The organism is Spiroplasma clarkii (assembly GCF_002795265.1).
Taxonomy (GTDB): domain Bacteria; phylum Bacillota_I; class Bacilli_A; order Mycoplasmatales; family Mycoplasmataceae; genus Spiroplasma_A; species Spiroplasma_A clarkii.
Genome location: NZ_CP024870.1, coordinates 612,585 through 630,440, shown reverse-complemented (window position 1 = coordinate 630,440; position 17,856 = coordinate 612,585). Strand labels below are relative to the sequence as shown.

The 17,856-nt window shown below is 29.3% G+C and carries 12 protein-coding genes; all 12 read right to left on the bottom strand.

Annotation, left to right across the window (positions count from 1 at the left end):
* Positions 1-60 precede the first annotated feature (60 nt).
* On the bottom strand, positions 61-4,506 hold the full coding sequence (locus tag SCLAR_RS02795) for a PolC-type DNA polymerase III (RefSeq protein ID WP_100254422.1): 4,446 nt from the start codon (positions 4,504-4,506) through the stop codon (positions 61-63).
* 17 nt (positions 4,507-4,523) lie between these two features.
* Complete coding sequence (locus tag SCLAR_RS02790; protein WP_100254421.1) at positions 4,524-5,753, bottom strand: site-2 protease family protein; 1,230 nt, start codon at positions 5,751-5,753, stop codon at positions 4,524-4,526.
* A complete protein-coding gene (locus SCLAR_RS02785) occupies positions 5,753-6,889 on the bottom strand; it encodes a 1-deoxy-D-xylulose-5-phosphate reductoisomerase (RefSeq protein ID WP_100254420.1) in 1,137 nt (378 codons plus the stop codon). The genes SCLAR_RS02790 and SCLAR_RS02785 overlap by 1 nt, the downstream gene beginning before the upstream one ends.
* 12 nt (positions 6,890-6,901) lie before the next feature.
* A complete protein-coding gene (locus SCLAR_RS07160; RefSeq protein WP_211277559.1) occupies positions 6,902-7,975 on the bottom strand; it encodes a phosphatidate cytidylyltransferase in 1,074 nt (357 codons plus the stop codon).
* 2 nt (positions 7,976-7,977) lie between these two features.
* On the bottom strand, positions 7,978-8,685 hold the full coding sequence (gene uppS, locus SCLAR_RS02775) for a polyprenyl diphosphate synthase (RefSeq protein WP_100254419.1): 708 nt from the start codon (positions 8,683-8,685) through the stop codon (positions 7,978-7,980).
* 14 nt (positions 8,686-8,699) lie between these two features.
* Positions 8,700-9,764, bottom strand: coding sequence for a M24 family metallopeptidase (locus SCLAR_RS02770; protein ID WP_244900147.1), 1,065 nt, complete (start codon positions 9,762-9,764; stop codon positions 8,700-8,702).
* 88 nt (positions 9,765-9,852) lie between these two features.
* On the bottom strand, positions 9,853-9,996 hold the full coding sequence (gene rpmG, locus SCLAR_RS02765) for a 50S ribosomal protein L33 (RefSeq protein ID WP_100254418.1): 144 nt from the start codon (positions 9,994-9,996) through the stop codon (positions 9,853-9,855).
* Between the two features lie 148 nt (positions 9,997-10,144).
* Positions 10,145-10,903, bottom strand: a complete 759-nt coding sequence (locus SCLAR_RS02760; RefSeq protein ID WP_100254417.1) for a lipoprotein — start codon at positions 10,901-10,903, stop codon at positions 10,145-10,147.
* Entirely contained in the window at positions 10,903-13,122 is a 2,220-nt protein-coding gene (locus SCLAR_RS02755) for a hypothetical protein (RefSeq protein ID WP_100254416.1), read from the bottom strand. Before SCLAR_RS02755 ends, SCLAR_RS02760 begins: the two co-directional genes overlap by 1 nt.
* Entirely contained in the window at positions 13,123-15,699 is a 2,577-nt protein-coding gene (locus SCLAR_RS02750) for a lipoprotein (RefSeq protein ID WP_100254415.1), read from the bottom strand. It abuts the gene before it with no gap.
* Positions 15,700-15,782: 83 nt separating this feature from the next.
* Entirely contained in the window at positions 15,783-17,519 is a 1,737-nt protein-coding gene (locus SCLAR_RS02745) for a hypothetical protein (RefSeq protein ID WP_100254414.1), read from the bottom strand.
* 122 nt (positions 17,520-17,641) lie between these two features.
* Positions 17,642-17,842: a hypothetical protein gene (locus SCLAR_RS02740; RefSeq protein ID WP_100254413.1), complete on the bottom strand. Its 201-nt coding sequence runs from the start codon at positions 17,840-17,842 to the stop codon at positions 17,642-17,644.
* Between the last annotated feature and the right edge of the window lie 14 nt (positions 17,843-17,856).

Below are 17,856 nucleotides of genomic sequence, written 5' to 3'. Positions count from 1 at the left end.
AATTAATCAAACAAACAAAAAAATAGTTTAATTTAAAAAACAGCTTTATCACTAAGCTGTTTAAAAGTTAAATGAAAGTTGCTCATCTTCTTTAAGATTACTTAAAATTTTTAATTTTCTAAAAGTTTCTAATTGAGTTTTTGTCACCTGAGAACGTGTAGTTAAATCTTTGATACTTGAAATTGGTTTTTCTTCTCGGGCTGCCACAATTGAATTTGCCACAGCTTCACCAAGTGAATCAATTACATTAAATGGTGGATAAATAACTTTTTTGCCATTTTCTTCAACTACTTTGAATTTTGCAGCATCAGAAATATTAATGTCAATATTTTTAATAAAAATATTTCTTTCAAACATTTCAATTAAAACTTCATAAATTGGTTGTAAACTTTTTTCTTTACTTGAAACTGCTTCTTTGTTTTTAACTTTTTGCTCAAATTGTTCATATTGAAACTTAACTGCACTTAAACCACCAATAACAGCTTCTAAGTCAAAAAAGTCTGTTCGGGTAGTAAATCAAGTGGCATAATATTCTTCTGGGTAATAAATTTTGTACCAAGCTACTCGATAAGCCATTAATACATAAGCTGTGGCATGAGCTTTGGGGAACATGTATTTAATTTTTAAACAAGAATTAATGTATCACTCTGGAACATTGTGTTGTTTCATAACATCAATTCAGTCTTGACTCAGACCTTTCCCTTTTCTCACACTTTCCATAATATTGAAACTAGTTGAGGGATCAATTTTTTTTGACATTAAATAAACCATAATGTCATCACGACAACCAATCACTGATGAGATGTTGGCAATTTTACTACTGATTAGTTCTTGGGCATTTCCCACATAAACATCAGTCCCATGACTTAACCCTGAAATTTGAACTAAATCAGCAAAAGTTTTTGGTTGAGTTTCTTTTAACATATTTCGCACAAATGAAGTTCCAAATTCAGGCAGCCCAATAGCTCCTGTGGTTTCACCCAGAATTTGACTTGGATTTAAACCTAAACTAGTTAAATTTGAAAACAATGCATAAACTTTTTTATCATTGGTTGGGATCTTTTGAGGATCAACTCCAGTTAAATCTTGGAGCATTCTTAAAGCAGTAGGATCTTGATGCCCTAAAATATCCATTTTTAATAAATTATCATGAATTGAGTGGAAATCTAAGTGAGTTGTCAGCCATGAACTGTTTCTATCATCTGCAGGGAAATTAACTGGAGTAAAATCTTCAATTTCATATTCTTTTGGTAAAATAATAATTCCCCCTGGATGTTGTCCAGTGGTTCTTTTAACTCCAACTGCTTGATTTGATAGTCAGTCAACTTCAATTTGACGTTTTTGTTCTACCCCTTGTGCCTCAAAATACCCCATAGTGTAACCATAAGCCATTTTTGCAGCAACTGTTGAAATGGTTCCAGATCTGAAAACATTTGCTTCTCCAAACATTTCTTTTGTAAAATTGTGAGCAATGGGTTGATACTCTCCTGAAAAGTTTAAATCAATATCTGGTACTTTATCTGCATTAAACCCTAAAAAAGTTTCAAAAGGAATATCATGACCATCACCAATTAATTGGTGACTACAATTTGGACAAGGTAAATCTGGTAAATCATAACCACATTTGTATTCTTCAGGTGTTTCAAAGTTTGAATATAAACAATGTTCACAGCGATAATGTGGTTTTAAAGGATTAACTTCAGTTATTTTTGAAGTGGTTGCCACAAATGATGAACCAACTGAACCTCTGCTTCCAACCAAATAACCATCTTCATAACTTTTTTTAACTAATAAATGAGAAATTCAATAAATAACTGCAAAACCATGTTTAATAATTGAACTTAGCTCTCTTTCAAGTCGATCAATAACAATTTGGGGTAAATTTTCCCCATACAGTAAGTGAGCGTTTTTATAACATTCATCTCTTAACAAGACATCAACATTGTCAATTTTTGGAGTATATAATTCAGTTTTTAAAGGTTTGATATCACCTTGGATTAAATCTGCAATTTTGTTTGGATTAGTAATGACAATTTCATGAATTAATTCACTATCTTCTAAAAACTTAAACTCTTCTAACATTTCATTAGTGGTACGCAAATGTTGATCGGGATTATCTTTAACTCGACGACGATAATCAAATAAGGGGTGAGCTACTCCACCCAGACCTTTTGTGTTAATATAAATATCTCGAACAATTTTTGCCTCAGGTTTCACATAATGAGCATCACTGGTTGCAACCACTAGTTTATTTTCTTCAACAGCCACTTGAATAATTGTTTTGATAAATTGTTTTAATTGAGTTTCAGTTAAATCTCCAGTTTGTAATAGTTTTTTGTAGACTGCTAACGGCTGAACTTCAATGTAATCAAGTGCTCTGATAGTATTATGCAACATAGCTTTTGTTCCTGTACGAACATTTTCAAAAACTTCACCATTCAAACAACCACTACCCAACAAAAGATTTTTATTTTGATTTAATCTAGTTAATTCAGATTTAAAAATTTTTGGAGAGTTGAGGAAATTTTTAGTATGTGAAAAAGAAATTATCTTAAATAAGTCTTTTAAACCATCTTGGTTTTTAGCTAAAACTTGTAAGTGATAGCCTCTAACTCGACTGTGATTTTCATCAGTTAATTTATCTGACTTGATAAATTTATTTCAATCAGTATCCAAATCAACAGGTTGAATTTGACGAGCTTCACTTCAAATTCTTTCAAAAATACTAGTTAATACTTCAGCATCATAGTCTGCACGGTGAGCGGTTTTTTCATCATAATCAATATTATAATACTTTGCCACTGTTCCTAGACGATGGTTTTTTAACTTTGGCAAGATTGCTCTTGCCAAAGTCATAGTATCAATAACAGTATTTGTTAGTGGTGGGTAATTTAAACGCTGTGCTAGTGCATCTAAAAAGTTAAAGTCAAAGTTAGCATTGTGGGCAATTAAAATCGCTCCTTGAATTAACTCATAAATTTTTTTAAACTCAACTTCAATTGAGTTTTTATCTTCTAGCATATCATTGGTAATGTTAGTAAGTTCAGTAGTAAAGTCTGAAATTGGTTGCTTTGGTTTAAAAAGTCAATCTTCACTTTTTGATTTTCCAGTTGCATAATCATAAACATTTGCCCCAAATTCAATAATTTCATCAAACTCAGGTGACAACCCTGTTGTTTCTAAGTCAAAGATCACAAACTTAGCTTCTCTCAAGTTTTGTCCTGTTGGGTTTTTAACAATTCAATATTCATCCTCTAATACCACAATTTCACTACCATAGATTAACTTTAATTGTTCTGCCTCTGGAACATTAGCATTAACTTCTTTTAAAGCACTAAAAGCATCTGGATAGGTTTGAACATTTAAGTGGTCTGTGATGGCAATGGCTTTTCAACCTCATTTTTTTGCAGTTTGAATGTATTCTTTAGCATCACTAACCCCATCCATAGCACTCATTTTTGTGTGTGTGTGGAGTTCCACTCTTTTTTCAACTGCATCATCAATTATCTCTAAATTTTTTGATTCAATTTTACAATATTTGTTTATGTAAAACACATGTTCTTTGTCATAAGATGAGTAAGTAAAATTACCATTTAGAGCAACTCAATCTCCTGTTTTTAATTTATCATTACCAGAGGTTGCAAAAAATTGCTCAGTTTCATGATCTACCTCATCAAACAAAGTGATTTCAGCACCCCTTTGAAAATAAACTGCTTTAACTGCTGAAGTTTTATCAGCAATTCCCACAGTATAGATTTTGCGATCTGCTTTAGATTTTTTAATTACTAGTGAAATAATTTGACCATGAACTGTGACATTCATAGCATCTTCTTCTAAATCATGTAAACAAACATAATCAGGTTTCCCCAAATCTACTTTTGCTTTAAAAATCTGTTTTGGCTTATTAGTTGTATTTGTTTGAGTTGAAACTGGTTGTTGAGTTTGCACTATTTGTTGGGCTTGTTGAACAAATTTCTCATTAACTGCATTTAAGATTTCATCACTTTTATTTTCGCTAACAGCCACCCTGACTCTAACACCTTCAAAACCATATTTTGAAAGTTTAGCTTGGTAGTATTGTAAATGTTGGAGCAACAAATTTTTTTCAGTTTCAGTTTCAGTTACAAAACTGACTTGTTTTTCTTCACAATCATATAAAACACTTGCTGGAGATAGTGACAAGATAGTTCCAGTTTTATATTCTGCTTTGTTATCCTTAACATATTCAATGTATCTTCAAATTAAATCATGAGTATAATTTTTATTAGCAATACATAAATTTATTTTTGCTTTTAAATGATTTGTTTCTTTAATTAAACCAAATTCAAGTTTATGTAAAATATGGGTTGGCAAAAAATCATTAAGAGATAAATAAATCCTAATTTCATTTTTACTTTTTGAAAAAACTTTTTCAATGATTTTAGCTCCACTGAAATATTCTTGTTCTTCTGCTTCAGTGAAGTAAATATTCATCATTTCTAAAAGCTCTTTAAGCCCTGGTTCCATAAACTTTTATCCTCCTCTTACCGCATAAAATCTACTACTGTAATTGTTGCAAATAGTAGTAAAAACATAATTGCTCCAATTACATACACTGTTATTTTATATTTTTCTGGTAGTTCTTTTCTTAAAATCATTTCTAAAATAATCTCTAACGTTTTATAACCATCAAGTGGTGGGATGAAAACCATATTCAAGATGAATAAATTGGCACTTAACATTCCCACATACAAGAAAAATTGTTGAGCACTCCCAAACATTGCAGCTGTTTGCCCTGCAATTCCAACTGGACCAGCTAGACTTGAAAATCTACCTGTAAAAATCATTCCAAAAGATTTAATAATTGAAATTGATTGATTGAAAGTTTCACTTCACCCATATGCATAAGCTACTGTTGAATCTTTAAAGTATCGGGTTGGTGCGGCTAAACCAACTAAATCACCCAAACTATATTCATCGACACTACTGTGTCGAGTTCATGTAACATCAGATTCTTGTGTAGTGCCACTAAACTTGTTGACTATTTTATAAGCAAAGGCCAAGTTTAGTTTAACATCAGTTTCTGCAAATTGTTGCCTTAAATCAGCAATTGAAGCATTAAAACTAGTGGCTGTTCTTAGAAAGTTGGCTGAACGAGTTGCCCCAACCTCATTTATTTTATATTTTTGTGATAACTCATTCCAGTCATCTCTTTCAGAAATATTGTCAAAAACAATTTCTGAGCCATTACTTAATTGTCAACCTCAAATCACATAGACTTGATTTGCATCAGGTTTTGCTGTTGATTCATCTAAAAGTTTTCAAGCAATTTTATCTTGACTATAGTTTGCACCAATTCAATTTTGATCATTTGGTTTTGACTGGGTAATGGCAAATGTTAAAGTAAAAATTGTTAATGCCACAAACAAATTCATTAGTGGTCCAAAAATTATAAACAATAATTTTTTTCAGCGTTTAATATAATCTAATTTTCTCTCATCTGGAATTTCTAAATCTGCTCGTGCTGCTGGGGGGTCAACTTTGTCTGAGGCAATTGAACAATACCCTCCTAGTGGCAATAAACGAAATGTAAGTCAAGTCTCTTTACCTTTAAAAGTAAAAAGCTTAGGACCAAAACCAATTGAAAATTCATAGACAAAAGCACCAGCCAGTTTAGCAACAATGAAATGTCCAAATTCATGAATGGTAATTAAGGTTAGTATTATAATTATTCCTACAAAAAAACCTAGTAGTAGTGTAAATGTTGCAGTCATTAACTCATTTCCTCTCTAATTTTTTGTTCAGTTAATTTTCTGACTAAAGTATCAAACTCTTCAATTTCTTGATATGTTTGCAAAACTTGCAAAGGACAGTCTTGAAAAACCTGTTGAACTAATTTGGTAATTTGATAAAATGAAATTTTATTAGCTTGAAATTGAGCCACACAAACTTCATTTGCTGCATTCAAAGCTACTGCTAATGAATTGTTTTCATTTAAACAGGCTTGTGCCATTGCAATTGGGGTGAATCTCTTTTGATCAATAATCTTTAAATTTAAAGTCACTAATTCTTCAAAGTTTAAATTTTTTTGACCAATAAAACTAGTACGAGTAGGATAATTTAAAAAGTAATTAATCACTTGTTTCATATCTGGAACAGACAATTGTGCTTTAATACTACCATCAACAAATTCTACCATTGAATGAATAATTGATTCAGGATGCACTAAGGTCACAATTTTGTTGGTTTGAAAAAGGTGGTAAACTTCTAAAATTTCAAATGCCTTATTAAACATTGTAGCACTATCAATTGTAATTTTTGCACCCATATTTCAACTTGGATGTTGAAGAGCAGCCACTAAATCAACTTTCTTAGTTTCTGCTAAACTCTTGGTGCGAAACGGTCCACCTGAAGCAGTTAAATAAATCTTATTAATTTCTTGATTTGCTTCCAAACACTGTCAAATTGCACAATGTTCAGAGTCCAAAGGATAAATTTTTGCCTGTTGAGACTGACTTAATAATTTTTGAATGAGAGCACCTGCAACCACAAAAGATTCTTTGTTAGCATTTAAAACAATTTTCTCCTGTTGCAAAGCTGCCAAAGTAACTTTAACACCAAAAAAACCTGATAATGCATTAATGATCAAATCTCCTGGTTCATTAAGTAATTGAGTGACATCAGTTTTGATAAATTTTACTTGTGGAAATTGGGTCTGTAGTTCTGGTTGTACATTATTTGCATAAACCATTTTAACAGTTTTAAAATCATTTAAAATTGTTGCAATAACTTTGTCATTATCCCCCACACTAAAAGCAGTTAAACTAAATTTCTGTGTATTTGCCTTTAAAATTTCTAAGGTTTGACTACCAATATTTCCTGATGCTCCAAATAAAATTACTTTCTTCATAATTAAGACCCCTTATCAAATCAAGATAGCTACAATTAGAAATAAAATAGCTCAAGAAAAGATAATTGAATCAAGACGATCTAAAACTCCACCATGACCAGGGATTATTTTAGAAAAGTCTTTGATTTGACAAGTTCGTTTTACTCAAGAATACAATAAGTCACCAAACATCCCAATGATTGGAAAAAGCAGACTGAATAATACATAAATTAAGATAGGATAAACATCCCCAGATTTACTAGCTCAATCATTAATTGGCTTGGTAAATGGAGCAAAACTACTTGCTGCAAAATAGAAGGTAAGAGCATAAGCTAATCCACCAACAAAAGCAATTGATAATCCAAAAGCAGCACCCTCTCAGGTTTTTTTAGGACTGATTTTTGGTGCCAATTTTGTTTTTCCTCAGGCCATTCCACCAATATAAGCAAAGGTATCTCCAAAAATAATCATTAACCAAATTCAAACAATAGTGTTAAATGAAAGCCTAGTTTCATATGGAGGTGAACCAAATAGTGACAAACTAGTTATAGTAAACCCTTTGAAACCAATCACTAACACTAACATCATTAAATAATTGATTAAGGCTTTTTGTAAACCAATGTTCTTGTCAAGAATTCCAAGACAAATAAAGACAAATGAAATTAAAATTACTATTAGAACAAAAATTCATGGTTGGGCAATAGTGTTAAGGGTTCTGCCAAAATGTAAGTAAAAATGAAATTGATAAAGATTTGTAGTAATTGGATATAAAAATGCCAATAATACCAAACAATTTATTATTAAATGCTGTCATCACTTTTTAAAACCAGTGGCTTTATTCATTTCAATGGTTGCAAAAATAATAATAAAGAAAGTTCCCAAATATGAAGCATAAGCTGCAATTTCTATTAAAGGCAGATCTTGTTTATAAGTATAAACAGCACCAGCAGAAATATATAAAACTAATAAAATCAACATTACAATTGTAGATCATAATCTAGTCATAAAACTTCGCTTACCTTCAGCGGTTTTAAAATGATTTATTGAATGCTTCTCTTTGGGAGTTCTCAAGTCTTGTGTTTCTTGATTAGAATCAATATTTTTCATTTTTACACCTCTATTCTTCCAAATCTTCTATCTCTGGCATAATAATCTGCAATAGCAGTTTTCAAAGCTATTGCATCAAAGTCAGGTCAATAAATTTTTGTAAAGTAAAGTTCTGCATAACCAAGTTGCAATAACATAAAATTACTTAATCTTTGTTCTCCTCCAGTTCTGATCAAAAAATCAATTGGTGGAGAGGCACAAGTATATAAATTATTATATATTAAATCTTGATTTATATCATTTAATTCAAATTTTTGTTGCAAAATGCCCTGACAAATCTTTGTCACAGCACTCACCAATTCCTCACCACTACCATAATCTAGTGCCAAATTAACTATAGTTTTGGTTTGTTGTTCGGTTTTGCTCTCTGCATTTTCCAAAGCTTGTCTGGTTTTTTTAGGAACTTTTGTACGACGTCCAACTCAAATTATTCTAATCCCATTTGCAATGTATTTTTTAAGTTCCTTGTCACTAAAGATTTGACCTGGGAATTTCATTAAATAATCAACTTCTTTTACTGGTCGGTTTCAATTTTCTGTTGAAAAGCAGAATAAAGTTACATAAGCAATATTCTCAGCTTGACACCATTTGATAGTATCAAAAATTTTGTTCATTCCTTGTTTATGACCAAAAGTGCGATCTTTATTCAATTTTTGAGCTCAACGACCATTACCATCAAGAATAATTCCTAAGTGATTTAATTGTTTCAAAACTTCTTCTTTCCCTATTTCACAATTTGTAGTTCACGAAGTGGAGTAGTTAAGTATTCATATCCTGTTTCTGTCACCAAAATATCATCTTCAATTCTAACACCACCAACTCCTGGAATATAAATTCCAGGTTCCACTGTGACACACATTCCTGGAACTAGTGGTTTTGTACCTGCATTTGAATTATAGGGTTCTTCATGGATTTCAATTCCCAACCCATGTCCTGTTCCATGAGTAAAGTATTCTCCATAACCTTGAGCTGCAATATGATCAAAACAAATTTTGTGAATTGTTTGTCCTGTCACTCCAGGTTTAATAGCTGCAATTCCCAATTGTTGTGCATCATAAACAATTTGATAAATTTCTTGTAATTTTTGGTTATCATTATTTTTAATAGCAAAAGTACGAGTTTGATCTGAAGCATAGCCATTGAAATAACAACCCATATCTAAGGTAACAAAATCACCAATTTGCATCTGACGACTTGTAGGTACTGCATGAGGTTTGCTACCATTTTCTCCGCTGGCAACAATTGTATCAAAACTTAATTTTTCAGCACCATGTTTTAAAAAGGCATCACTAACAAATCTTGCTAGTTCTACTTCAGTCATTTGTGGTTTTACAAATTTTAAAACATCTAGAAAAACTTGATGGGTAATATCACAAGCTTTTTTAATTTGGGCAACTTCTCATTCATCTTTAATCATTCTAACAGTTGCAAAATTATATGCTTGCATTTCTGCATTTAATTTTTTTGTAAATATTGCAGCTTCATTGACATAAACTCAATCAGCCTCAAAGACAATTTTTTTAATGTTTAATTGAGCTATTTTTTCATTTAATAACTCAAAGATTGATCCAAATCCGATAATTTCATCGACATTAGTTACCATAGTAGATTCCTTAGCAGCAGTTAAGTAACGACCATCGACAAATAAAAAAGTTTTGTCTTTAGTGTATAAAACATAACCTAAACTTGAACTAAATCTAGTAAATCAGTAACGATTTTGAGGTGAATACAACAAAATTGCATCTGCTTTTGTTTCTTGTAAAATTTCATTTAAAATAGTTTTTTTCATAATTATTTTTCCTCTCAATTTCTAAATATATTATAGTCAATTAAAAAAAATAAGTTCTTAAAAAAGCATAAAACTTTAATCTTTTCCCTTATTTTTTTTGTTTATGGATTTGGTGAGCATTACATTTAAAGCAATGTTTTTTTACTTCAATTTTTTCTTTTCTTTTGTCATTTTTTGCAATATAGTTTTCTTCTTTGCAATTTGAACAACGTAAGATTACTCCTTCACGCATTGTACAAGCCTCCTCTTTAAATTGTTTAGATATAAGCAAAGTAATCTTACCAAAAAATTACAACAAATGATAGAAATATTTTGATTTTTTTATTATTTTTTTGTCAAAAAAGCAAATGAAAAATAACTTTTGTTTTAAAAATAGTTAGTTAATTTTTAGGTTTTGGAATGTCTTTTACATCTCAAAAAACTGAATAGCCATCTGTATTTTTAACACTCATCTCAGTTACATAAAAGCTTTCATATTCTTCTCCTGGATTTGGTTTTAAATCTCAAAATATAGTTGGTTCAACAACATCAACTTTAATATACCCAAACTTTAAGAAATTCAAATATGCACTTTCTGACTTATTAATAATTAAAGCAAAATCCTTAAAATCTGATTTAGACTCATCATTATCTGATTCCATTATTATTTTTGGGCTAATCAAACCATAGTACTGGTAATGAACATGAATTTCACCAATTGGAGGATTTGCAAACTTATCAATTAAATATGAGAATGTCTCATTTCCATCCTTATCGAAAAACACTCATGAAATTGGTTCACCTCTTGACATAGCTAATGTACAAGTTCAACCTGATGAAACTAGACTTCTGTCAATTCTAAACCTCATATCATTAATTTGATTTCAAAATATATCTGAACTACTGTCATGACTATCAGGTCTTGGTCAATACTTTCTATCTTTTATTCGAAATAACTCATCAGTAATTATGCTTTCATGTTTATTTTGTTCCTTAAAAAACTCTTGAAAGCTATCAAACTTTTTGATGTCTTTAATTTCTTTTTCAACTCATTCTGAATCACCCTTAGTAGCACCATTTGCAGAATCACAAGCAATAACACTAGTAACTGTAATTGTGTTCAAAGTCATTGCTCCAAGTAGTGATAATATTTTTTTCATTAGTGATTCTCTCCTTTACCTAAAAGTTGATAAATTTCTTGAACTATTTTGTCAAGATCTTGATCATTTGATCAATAGAAGTTTTTTTCAATATTTTTGTCTTTATAAATATAGACAAATTCTTTTTTGTAAACAACACTGACTGAAGCAATGAGATTTATGTTATTTTTGTAAGATTCTAGTGCTGCTTCATAATTGTTAAAGTATAGTTCTTGACCTTTTGTATGGTAAGTATAAACATTATACTTACCATTAGATATTAATGAACTAAAATCTGTAAAGGCATTTTCAATGTTTTTTAACTCATTTTTATGAACATAACTTTGTTTAATGTTTAAAATAGATTTTAAATAATTTAAAGCATCATCTTCATTGTATTCTTCTGCAACAAGTTCTCCATTAGGATTGTATAAATACACTTTTTTATATAATAAGGGGTTTTGTTTGTCAAATTGAATTTGTTTTGCACCCTCAATTGTATTTGATAAATTATAACCATGATAATCACTAAAGTCCTTAAGGTTTGTTTTGGTATCACTTACAAATCATCTTTCTTGCAAAACTACATTTCCTCCATTCATATCATCAAAAAAGTAAAAATCATTTTTTCATTCATCATAAGTCATTCTAATGTTATATCCCTTTAATAGTTCAAATTTTTTACTTGGGTCAACATTCTTGTATGGTTTGAGCATTTTTTCTTTCTCGAGATTGCTTGTATAAACTGAAAATTTACTAATGCTATTTTTACTATAAATTCAATCTTCTTTTAGTGCATCTTCAAAAATTGTTTCATTTTCAGCTATAAACTCTCTAATTTTTCTTTTAAAAGACTGTTTTATACCATAACCCATACCCAAATAAGTTTTAAATGTAAAATCATTGCCAAAATCTTTTATAAACTTCTTACCAGGGTCTGAATTGAGAAATGCTTCAATAACATACTTAAAATTGTTGGGTAGATTTTGATTTAATTCAAGACTTGCTTCATCACTGAACCCCAAATCTTGATATTTACTTGCTTTTAAATCTGTATGTGCATAGTTAGATCCCCTTCATGTGTAAGTTGAAGCATAAATTTTGAAACTAGTATCACCAACTGTAAATTCTTTTTCATACCAATCATTCAAATCGTTGCTACCTGATTCATTTGATATAACACCAGTTTTTCAGCTGTCATAAGACTTAAACTCAGTCATAAAGGCCTTTGGATCAAAATGTCTTAGCAACTCTGCACCAGATACTTTGATATCTAAAATGTCTTTTTCATATCTTTCTGATTTTCCACCAGTTTTTGTACTAAATTCTATTTTCCCTCCCTTAATTCTTATTATTGTGTTTCCACGACCATTTACTTTAAAATAGTCTCCATTTTCACCAATTTCAATTGAAATGTTGTAACTTCTTTCACTAGTGTCATTTAATATGTTCCCCCAACCATTATCAAAATAAACATTTAGATCATCTTCTAGTTTATTTGTATAAACTTCAGCAAAGTCCTCTTTGCTGACTGAAAATGGTTTATCAAGATTATACTTACCTCCAGAACTCTTTGGTTCATAATAATAAGCAGGAGTCATAGTAGTTTTCATTTTTTCAAAATCGTTTTGGTTAAAGGCATTGTAGTAATGACCATTATAGTAATACATTAAAGTTCTTTGGGGTGTATTAAACCCAGTATTTTTGTAAGCAATTTTAGCTTCTTCAGGTGAATCATAAAATAGTGAGTTGTCATAACTATATTTTAATCTGGTTAACCCTGGGTTAACATAACTGTCAATTGCCCTGTCATAAGCACTTTTTTGAGTTTCTTGGCACCCAGAAACCCCACCACTTTCTTGGCAACTTGGTAAAATTGTTTTTCCATAAAAGTTACGAGCTACTTTAACAAAGTCACTAGCATTGGTTCCATAAACTCGATCTCCGTCAATTTTCCCAGTTGCATAATCTAACATAATTTTTTCTGGATCACTTGATGTTGTAACTTCTTTAATGGGATTTTGAGTTAGTAATTCTTTTAAAATTTGATTTTCACTTTTATATTCTTTACCACCATACATATAAACATTACCTTCATGTAAAAACTTAGAGTTGTTTTTGACATTGTCACGAATGGCTTGAATTTTTTCAGTATAGTTAGTTCCCACAGAATAAGTTGCAGCTACAGGTGTAACCACTGTACTTAAACATAGGGAAAGTAATAATTTAGTTCTTAACATTTAAACTACCTCCTTAATGTTATCTAAAAGATATTCTTGAAATTGATTTTCATTGTAAAACATTAAACCATTTAATTCATATGTGGCTGAGTTAACTTGAATAAAGACATTTGCATAATCATTCAAGTGCATATATTTAACAATAGCCCCATTGTAATTATCAAAATAATAATTTTTACCATTAAACTTAAATTGGTATAAATCATAACCATCATTATCTAGGTTTTCTAATTTTTCAAATTTGTTTGTGGCTAGGTAATCACTAAATTCAACCGCTTTAGTTTCAAGGTCTATTGTTTCAAGAACTTTTTTGTAGATTGCATCATAACTGTATTCATACAAATAGCTTCCTAAGTAATCATATTTATATGCTTTAACAAATTCTTGGTCTGAAATTTTTCTTAAAGCACTATTGATTGCTGCATCTGAATTACTAAAGGTTTCACCAAATCCATCACTATAAGCTGTCATTTTCTCAACTAATTTTGAAATTCTTTCTAGTAATTTACTTTTATCTGTTTCAAAAATTTGTTCAAAATATTTTGAACCATACTCAATGTTCTTTTCATCAGCAAACAAGTTATCTACAATATCTCTTTTCATACGGTACTCTGCTTCTGCATAACTTGTAAAGTATTTCTCATTATATAGATATGTTGTAGTATTTTTTGGTTTGGCAATTTCTAAAGCCAGCATAATGTTTCTTGGGTTAAATTCATTTTTTTCTCAAAATCAAGATGATTTTTTATACTTAATAGTATTTTTTGTATCTGGAATAACAAATTCTCAATTTTCAGTTGTTTTTCCAGGAATCATGTTTAAAATTGTTATTGCAGCTTCAACATAAAGAATTCTTTTTTTAAGAATTTTGGCAAACTCTGCTGTTGACTTGATTTGTTTCCCAATATCTTCAAGATGTTTTTGATAAAGTTTTGCTAACTGAAGCAAATCCTTAGTCTTAATATTGACAATATCTAAAAACTTATCAAAAGTTTTTTTAATTCCTAATGAATTATTAGCACTATTATTTTTACCTGTAAAATAACCTGAGTCCATTAGTAAATCTAAGACATTGTAAAGTTCCCCTCTTGTTTTGGCATCATTCACAAATTCAATTCATTCATGACTTATAACTAAATCACTATTGTTTGTATTGTGAGCTTTATTTATTTTCTTAAAACTACTTACATTAAGTGCAAGTAAAGTTGCATACATAAACTCATCAATTACATTAGAGTCAGATTGTGAAACATCTAAACTCCTCAACAATTCTCTAATATTATGCAAAGTTACAACCATTTTTTTATTTTGATCAATACTGTGAAATGAAATTAGGTTATTTCATAAAGCATTAATCTCTTGAGCAATTTGATATTTCTCAAAGATTGCTTTAACTTTTTCAGTATCCACTGCTAACTTATCTATTTTTGACTTGCTAGCTGCTTTACCAAATATTGAAGCTAACTTTGAACTAGAAGACATTGAAATTTCATCAACATATTGATTAAATTTTTTATAATAAACTGCTAGTGATTCAAAGAAATTTATGATTTTATTTGGTTTAGAATTACCTTCAGTTGAGCTTAGTTCAAACCCAATTGATCCAGTAGATAATGCCATTTCACTAAGAGCAGCATTAAATCCTGCATCAGCCAATCCTTCTGTTGATGTTGAAACTAAACTTCAGTTTTCTTTATCTTCAATTAGTTCTGCAATGTTTTTTGAAGTTCTATGAAAGTTACCACCCTCAATATCTAATGTTCCCTCATCGTCAGAAACTGCTTCCAGGTAATACATTCCAGGTCTTTTTTCAATTTTAGTAATCTTATCTAAATCACTTTCTTTCAATTTTAGTTTAGACAAATTAAATTTATTTTCTTCGCTTATTCTATGACCATTATACTCAACTGTTTTAACAATACTTTTTTCTAGGTTATTTTCAAAGCTTTCTTTGTCATACCAAAGGTTTCCTAACTTATGATATTTTTTTTGTTCTAATTTAATTTCTTCACCTTCATATTTATTTTGGTAGTAAGCAGTTACTTGTTCTCTACTTTTAAAGAACAAACCATCTGCTTCGTAACCACTCTTAATTTTATTTGTATAAGAACTAATCACATCATTTTTACTCATCTCATCACTTCCAGAGTAAACTGCATTACCATTTACATCCTGATAAACATTAACTGCATCAATTTTGTTAACAACTCCACTTGCTGAAACTGAACCTAATGAGTCAGTTAAGTAATTTTTTGGATCTTTATAAGTTTTTGCTTTTGAAATTACTTTACTTGATTCAATCTGGTTTAACATTTCTGCAGTGGTTTTGAAACTTGAGTTTCCTAATGTGATTTCATTTTTATAATTTTTACTTGTTTCAATTTTAGTATCATTTTTCATAAAATGTTCAACTGCTTCTGCTTTGGATTTAAAACTTTTACCAAATAATTCATATTCAACATTATTATCTTGTCAGTTATCTAAATCTGGAGTTGAATCAGCTCCACAAGCTACTACTGTAACAGTGGAAGTAGTTACAAGTAGTGTACTTGTTAATATTATTAATAATTTTTTCATTTTACCTCCTTATAGTTTTCACTATAATTAATTTAATTCATATTTTTTAGAATATAAATCTTATCTTTTTCTCATAATATCTTCTAACAAATCTTCAAGTGTATAGGCATTTGAAGTATCGCTACAAATTTATTTTTAATTACAATTAAAATTGGGTTTGCTAAGACAATTAGCACAATAAATACAATTGAAACAATTATGGCTAATTGTGGTCTGAGGTTTTTCAAGCCACCAAATTTAGTTTGGTTCTTACTGGTTTTAAAGTTTATTTCAGTAATTGCATCAAACAAGTAATAGGTTTCTGGGTTTTGCTTTTTATAATTTTCACTAGAAATGTCAAGATTGTTTCAGTCAAAAACATAATAGAGTTTGTTAAAATAATCTAAAACATTTCACTGATGATACATCTGCTTGCGACTTTCATAGGCTTTGATTTGAAAGAACTCCGCATCAGTCAATACTTGTGAAGATAATTTTATGTTTTTAATGATATTTGTAAAATACACATGGACAAAATCATTTATGGTTTTATAATTATACTCAGTTTTAAACTTTTTAAGTTCATCACTCTCAATGCCATTAAATACTTCATCAAAGTAACTCAGATTTTCATCTCTTTTTTCATCATTTTGGAAAAATAGTAGTAAGTAGTCTTGGAATAAATTTAGAAGCTTTTCATCTTGCGCTGAGGCATAAAGCATATAAATAAACATTTCCTTAACTAATTGAGTTGAAACTGCCACAATATTTTCACCATTAATAATCGGAACAGATGAATCAAATCCATTATTACTTATTATTCAATAGTCTAAAATATTTGTGGGGATTTTTTCAAAATCTATCTTTGAATATTTTTCAAATGATTTTAAATAATATTGATATACTTCATAAGTTTTCAAATAACTAATTAACTCATCCAAATATATGTAACTGGTTTTTTCAAACAACATGTTTCTTATCAATTTGTCTAATGTTTTGTTAGTTGTTAACCTACTAATACCTTCTTTTGATAATTTGTTAACAAAAAGAAAGTTATCAGCTTTGTTTTTTAGAACAATAAAATTGCTGTAATAATCTTTTAAAATTCTGTCAAGAATATTAAGTGCATCAACTTCATTGTTTGCTTGTAAAAAATTTTGTTTGTAAATTTTAGAGCTTTTAGCACTTAAAATATACTTTAGTTCCTTATAATCATATTTTTTTTCATCTACATGAAAATAAAACTGATCCTTATTTAAAACATAGTTAGACAGTGAAATTGAAGTTACAACTGTATTAACTATAAATAAAATTGGAATTAAGACTATTGGTAATAGTGATGTTATCTTTCTTCTTCTCAATGTATAAGCTACAATGCATAGAATTGGAAAGTAAATCAAAATACCAATTAAGGCAACTAGAATACTTATTGATAAATAAATTAGATTATTTAAATAGTTCCTAGTAAAAGACAATTGGATTAGAAAATTTATAGTACCATAAATTATTACAATCACTAACATAAATATTATTGAAAACAAATAGTCAGATAATGTTGCACAAAATCTTTTTCAGCCACTTTCAAAATCTTCATAATATTTTGTCCTATAATTTTTAAATATATAATTTCTAGCTTCACTAAATGAAATCACAGGCAATATAAATAATAATAAGAATGGCAGGTAAATTTTCATGTTAGCAGAGACAGTGTTTAATCAAATTTTATTGTCATCTCTACTTAAATTTAAAACACAATTTGCAATGGCTACACTAAGATATAATAGTGAAATAATTAGATACATTTTTCATTTTTTTAGTCTTGTTTTTATATTTATAATCATAAATTTAAGTTTTTCAAAAAACCATAAACTTTTCTAATCTCAGTTTTCAAAATTCAACTACACACCATAATCTTAATGGGTGGAGTTTTGCAATTATTTTTTTACTAATCATCTTTTAATTATTATTTTTGAGCTTTCTTAAATACATATGGGTTATTAGCTCACAAATCTACTTTTATATTATTTAGAAGTGGTAAACTCTTGTCCCACCTTAAAATAACCTGACTTATCAATTCATTTATAATTATGAAGCTAACTGGTTTTGCAAAGATCACTGGTGTAATAAACTTCAATGATTGCAGCAAAGCTTGATTCTTTTCCATATAGCTTCTCCTTA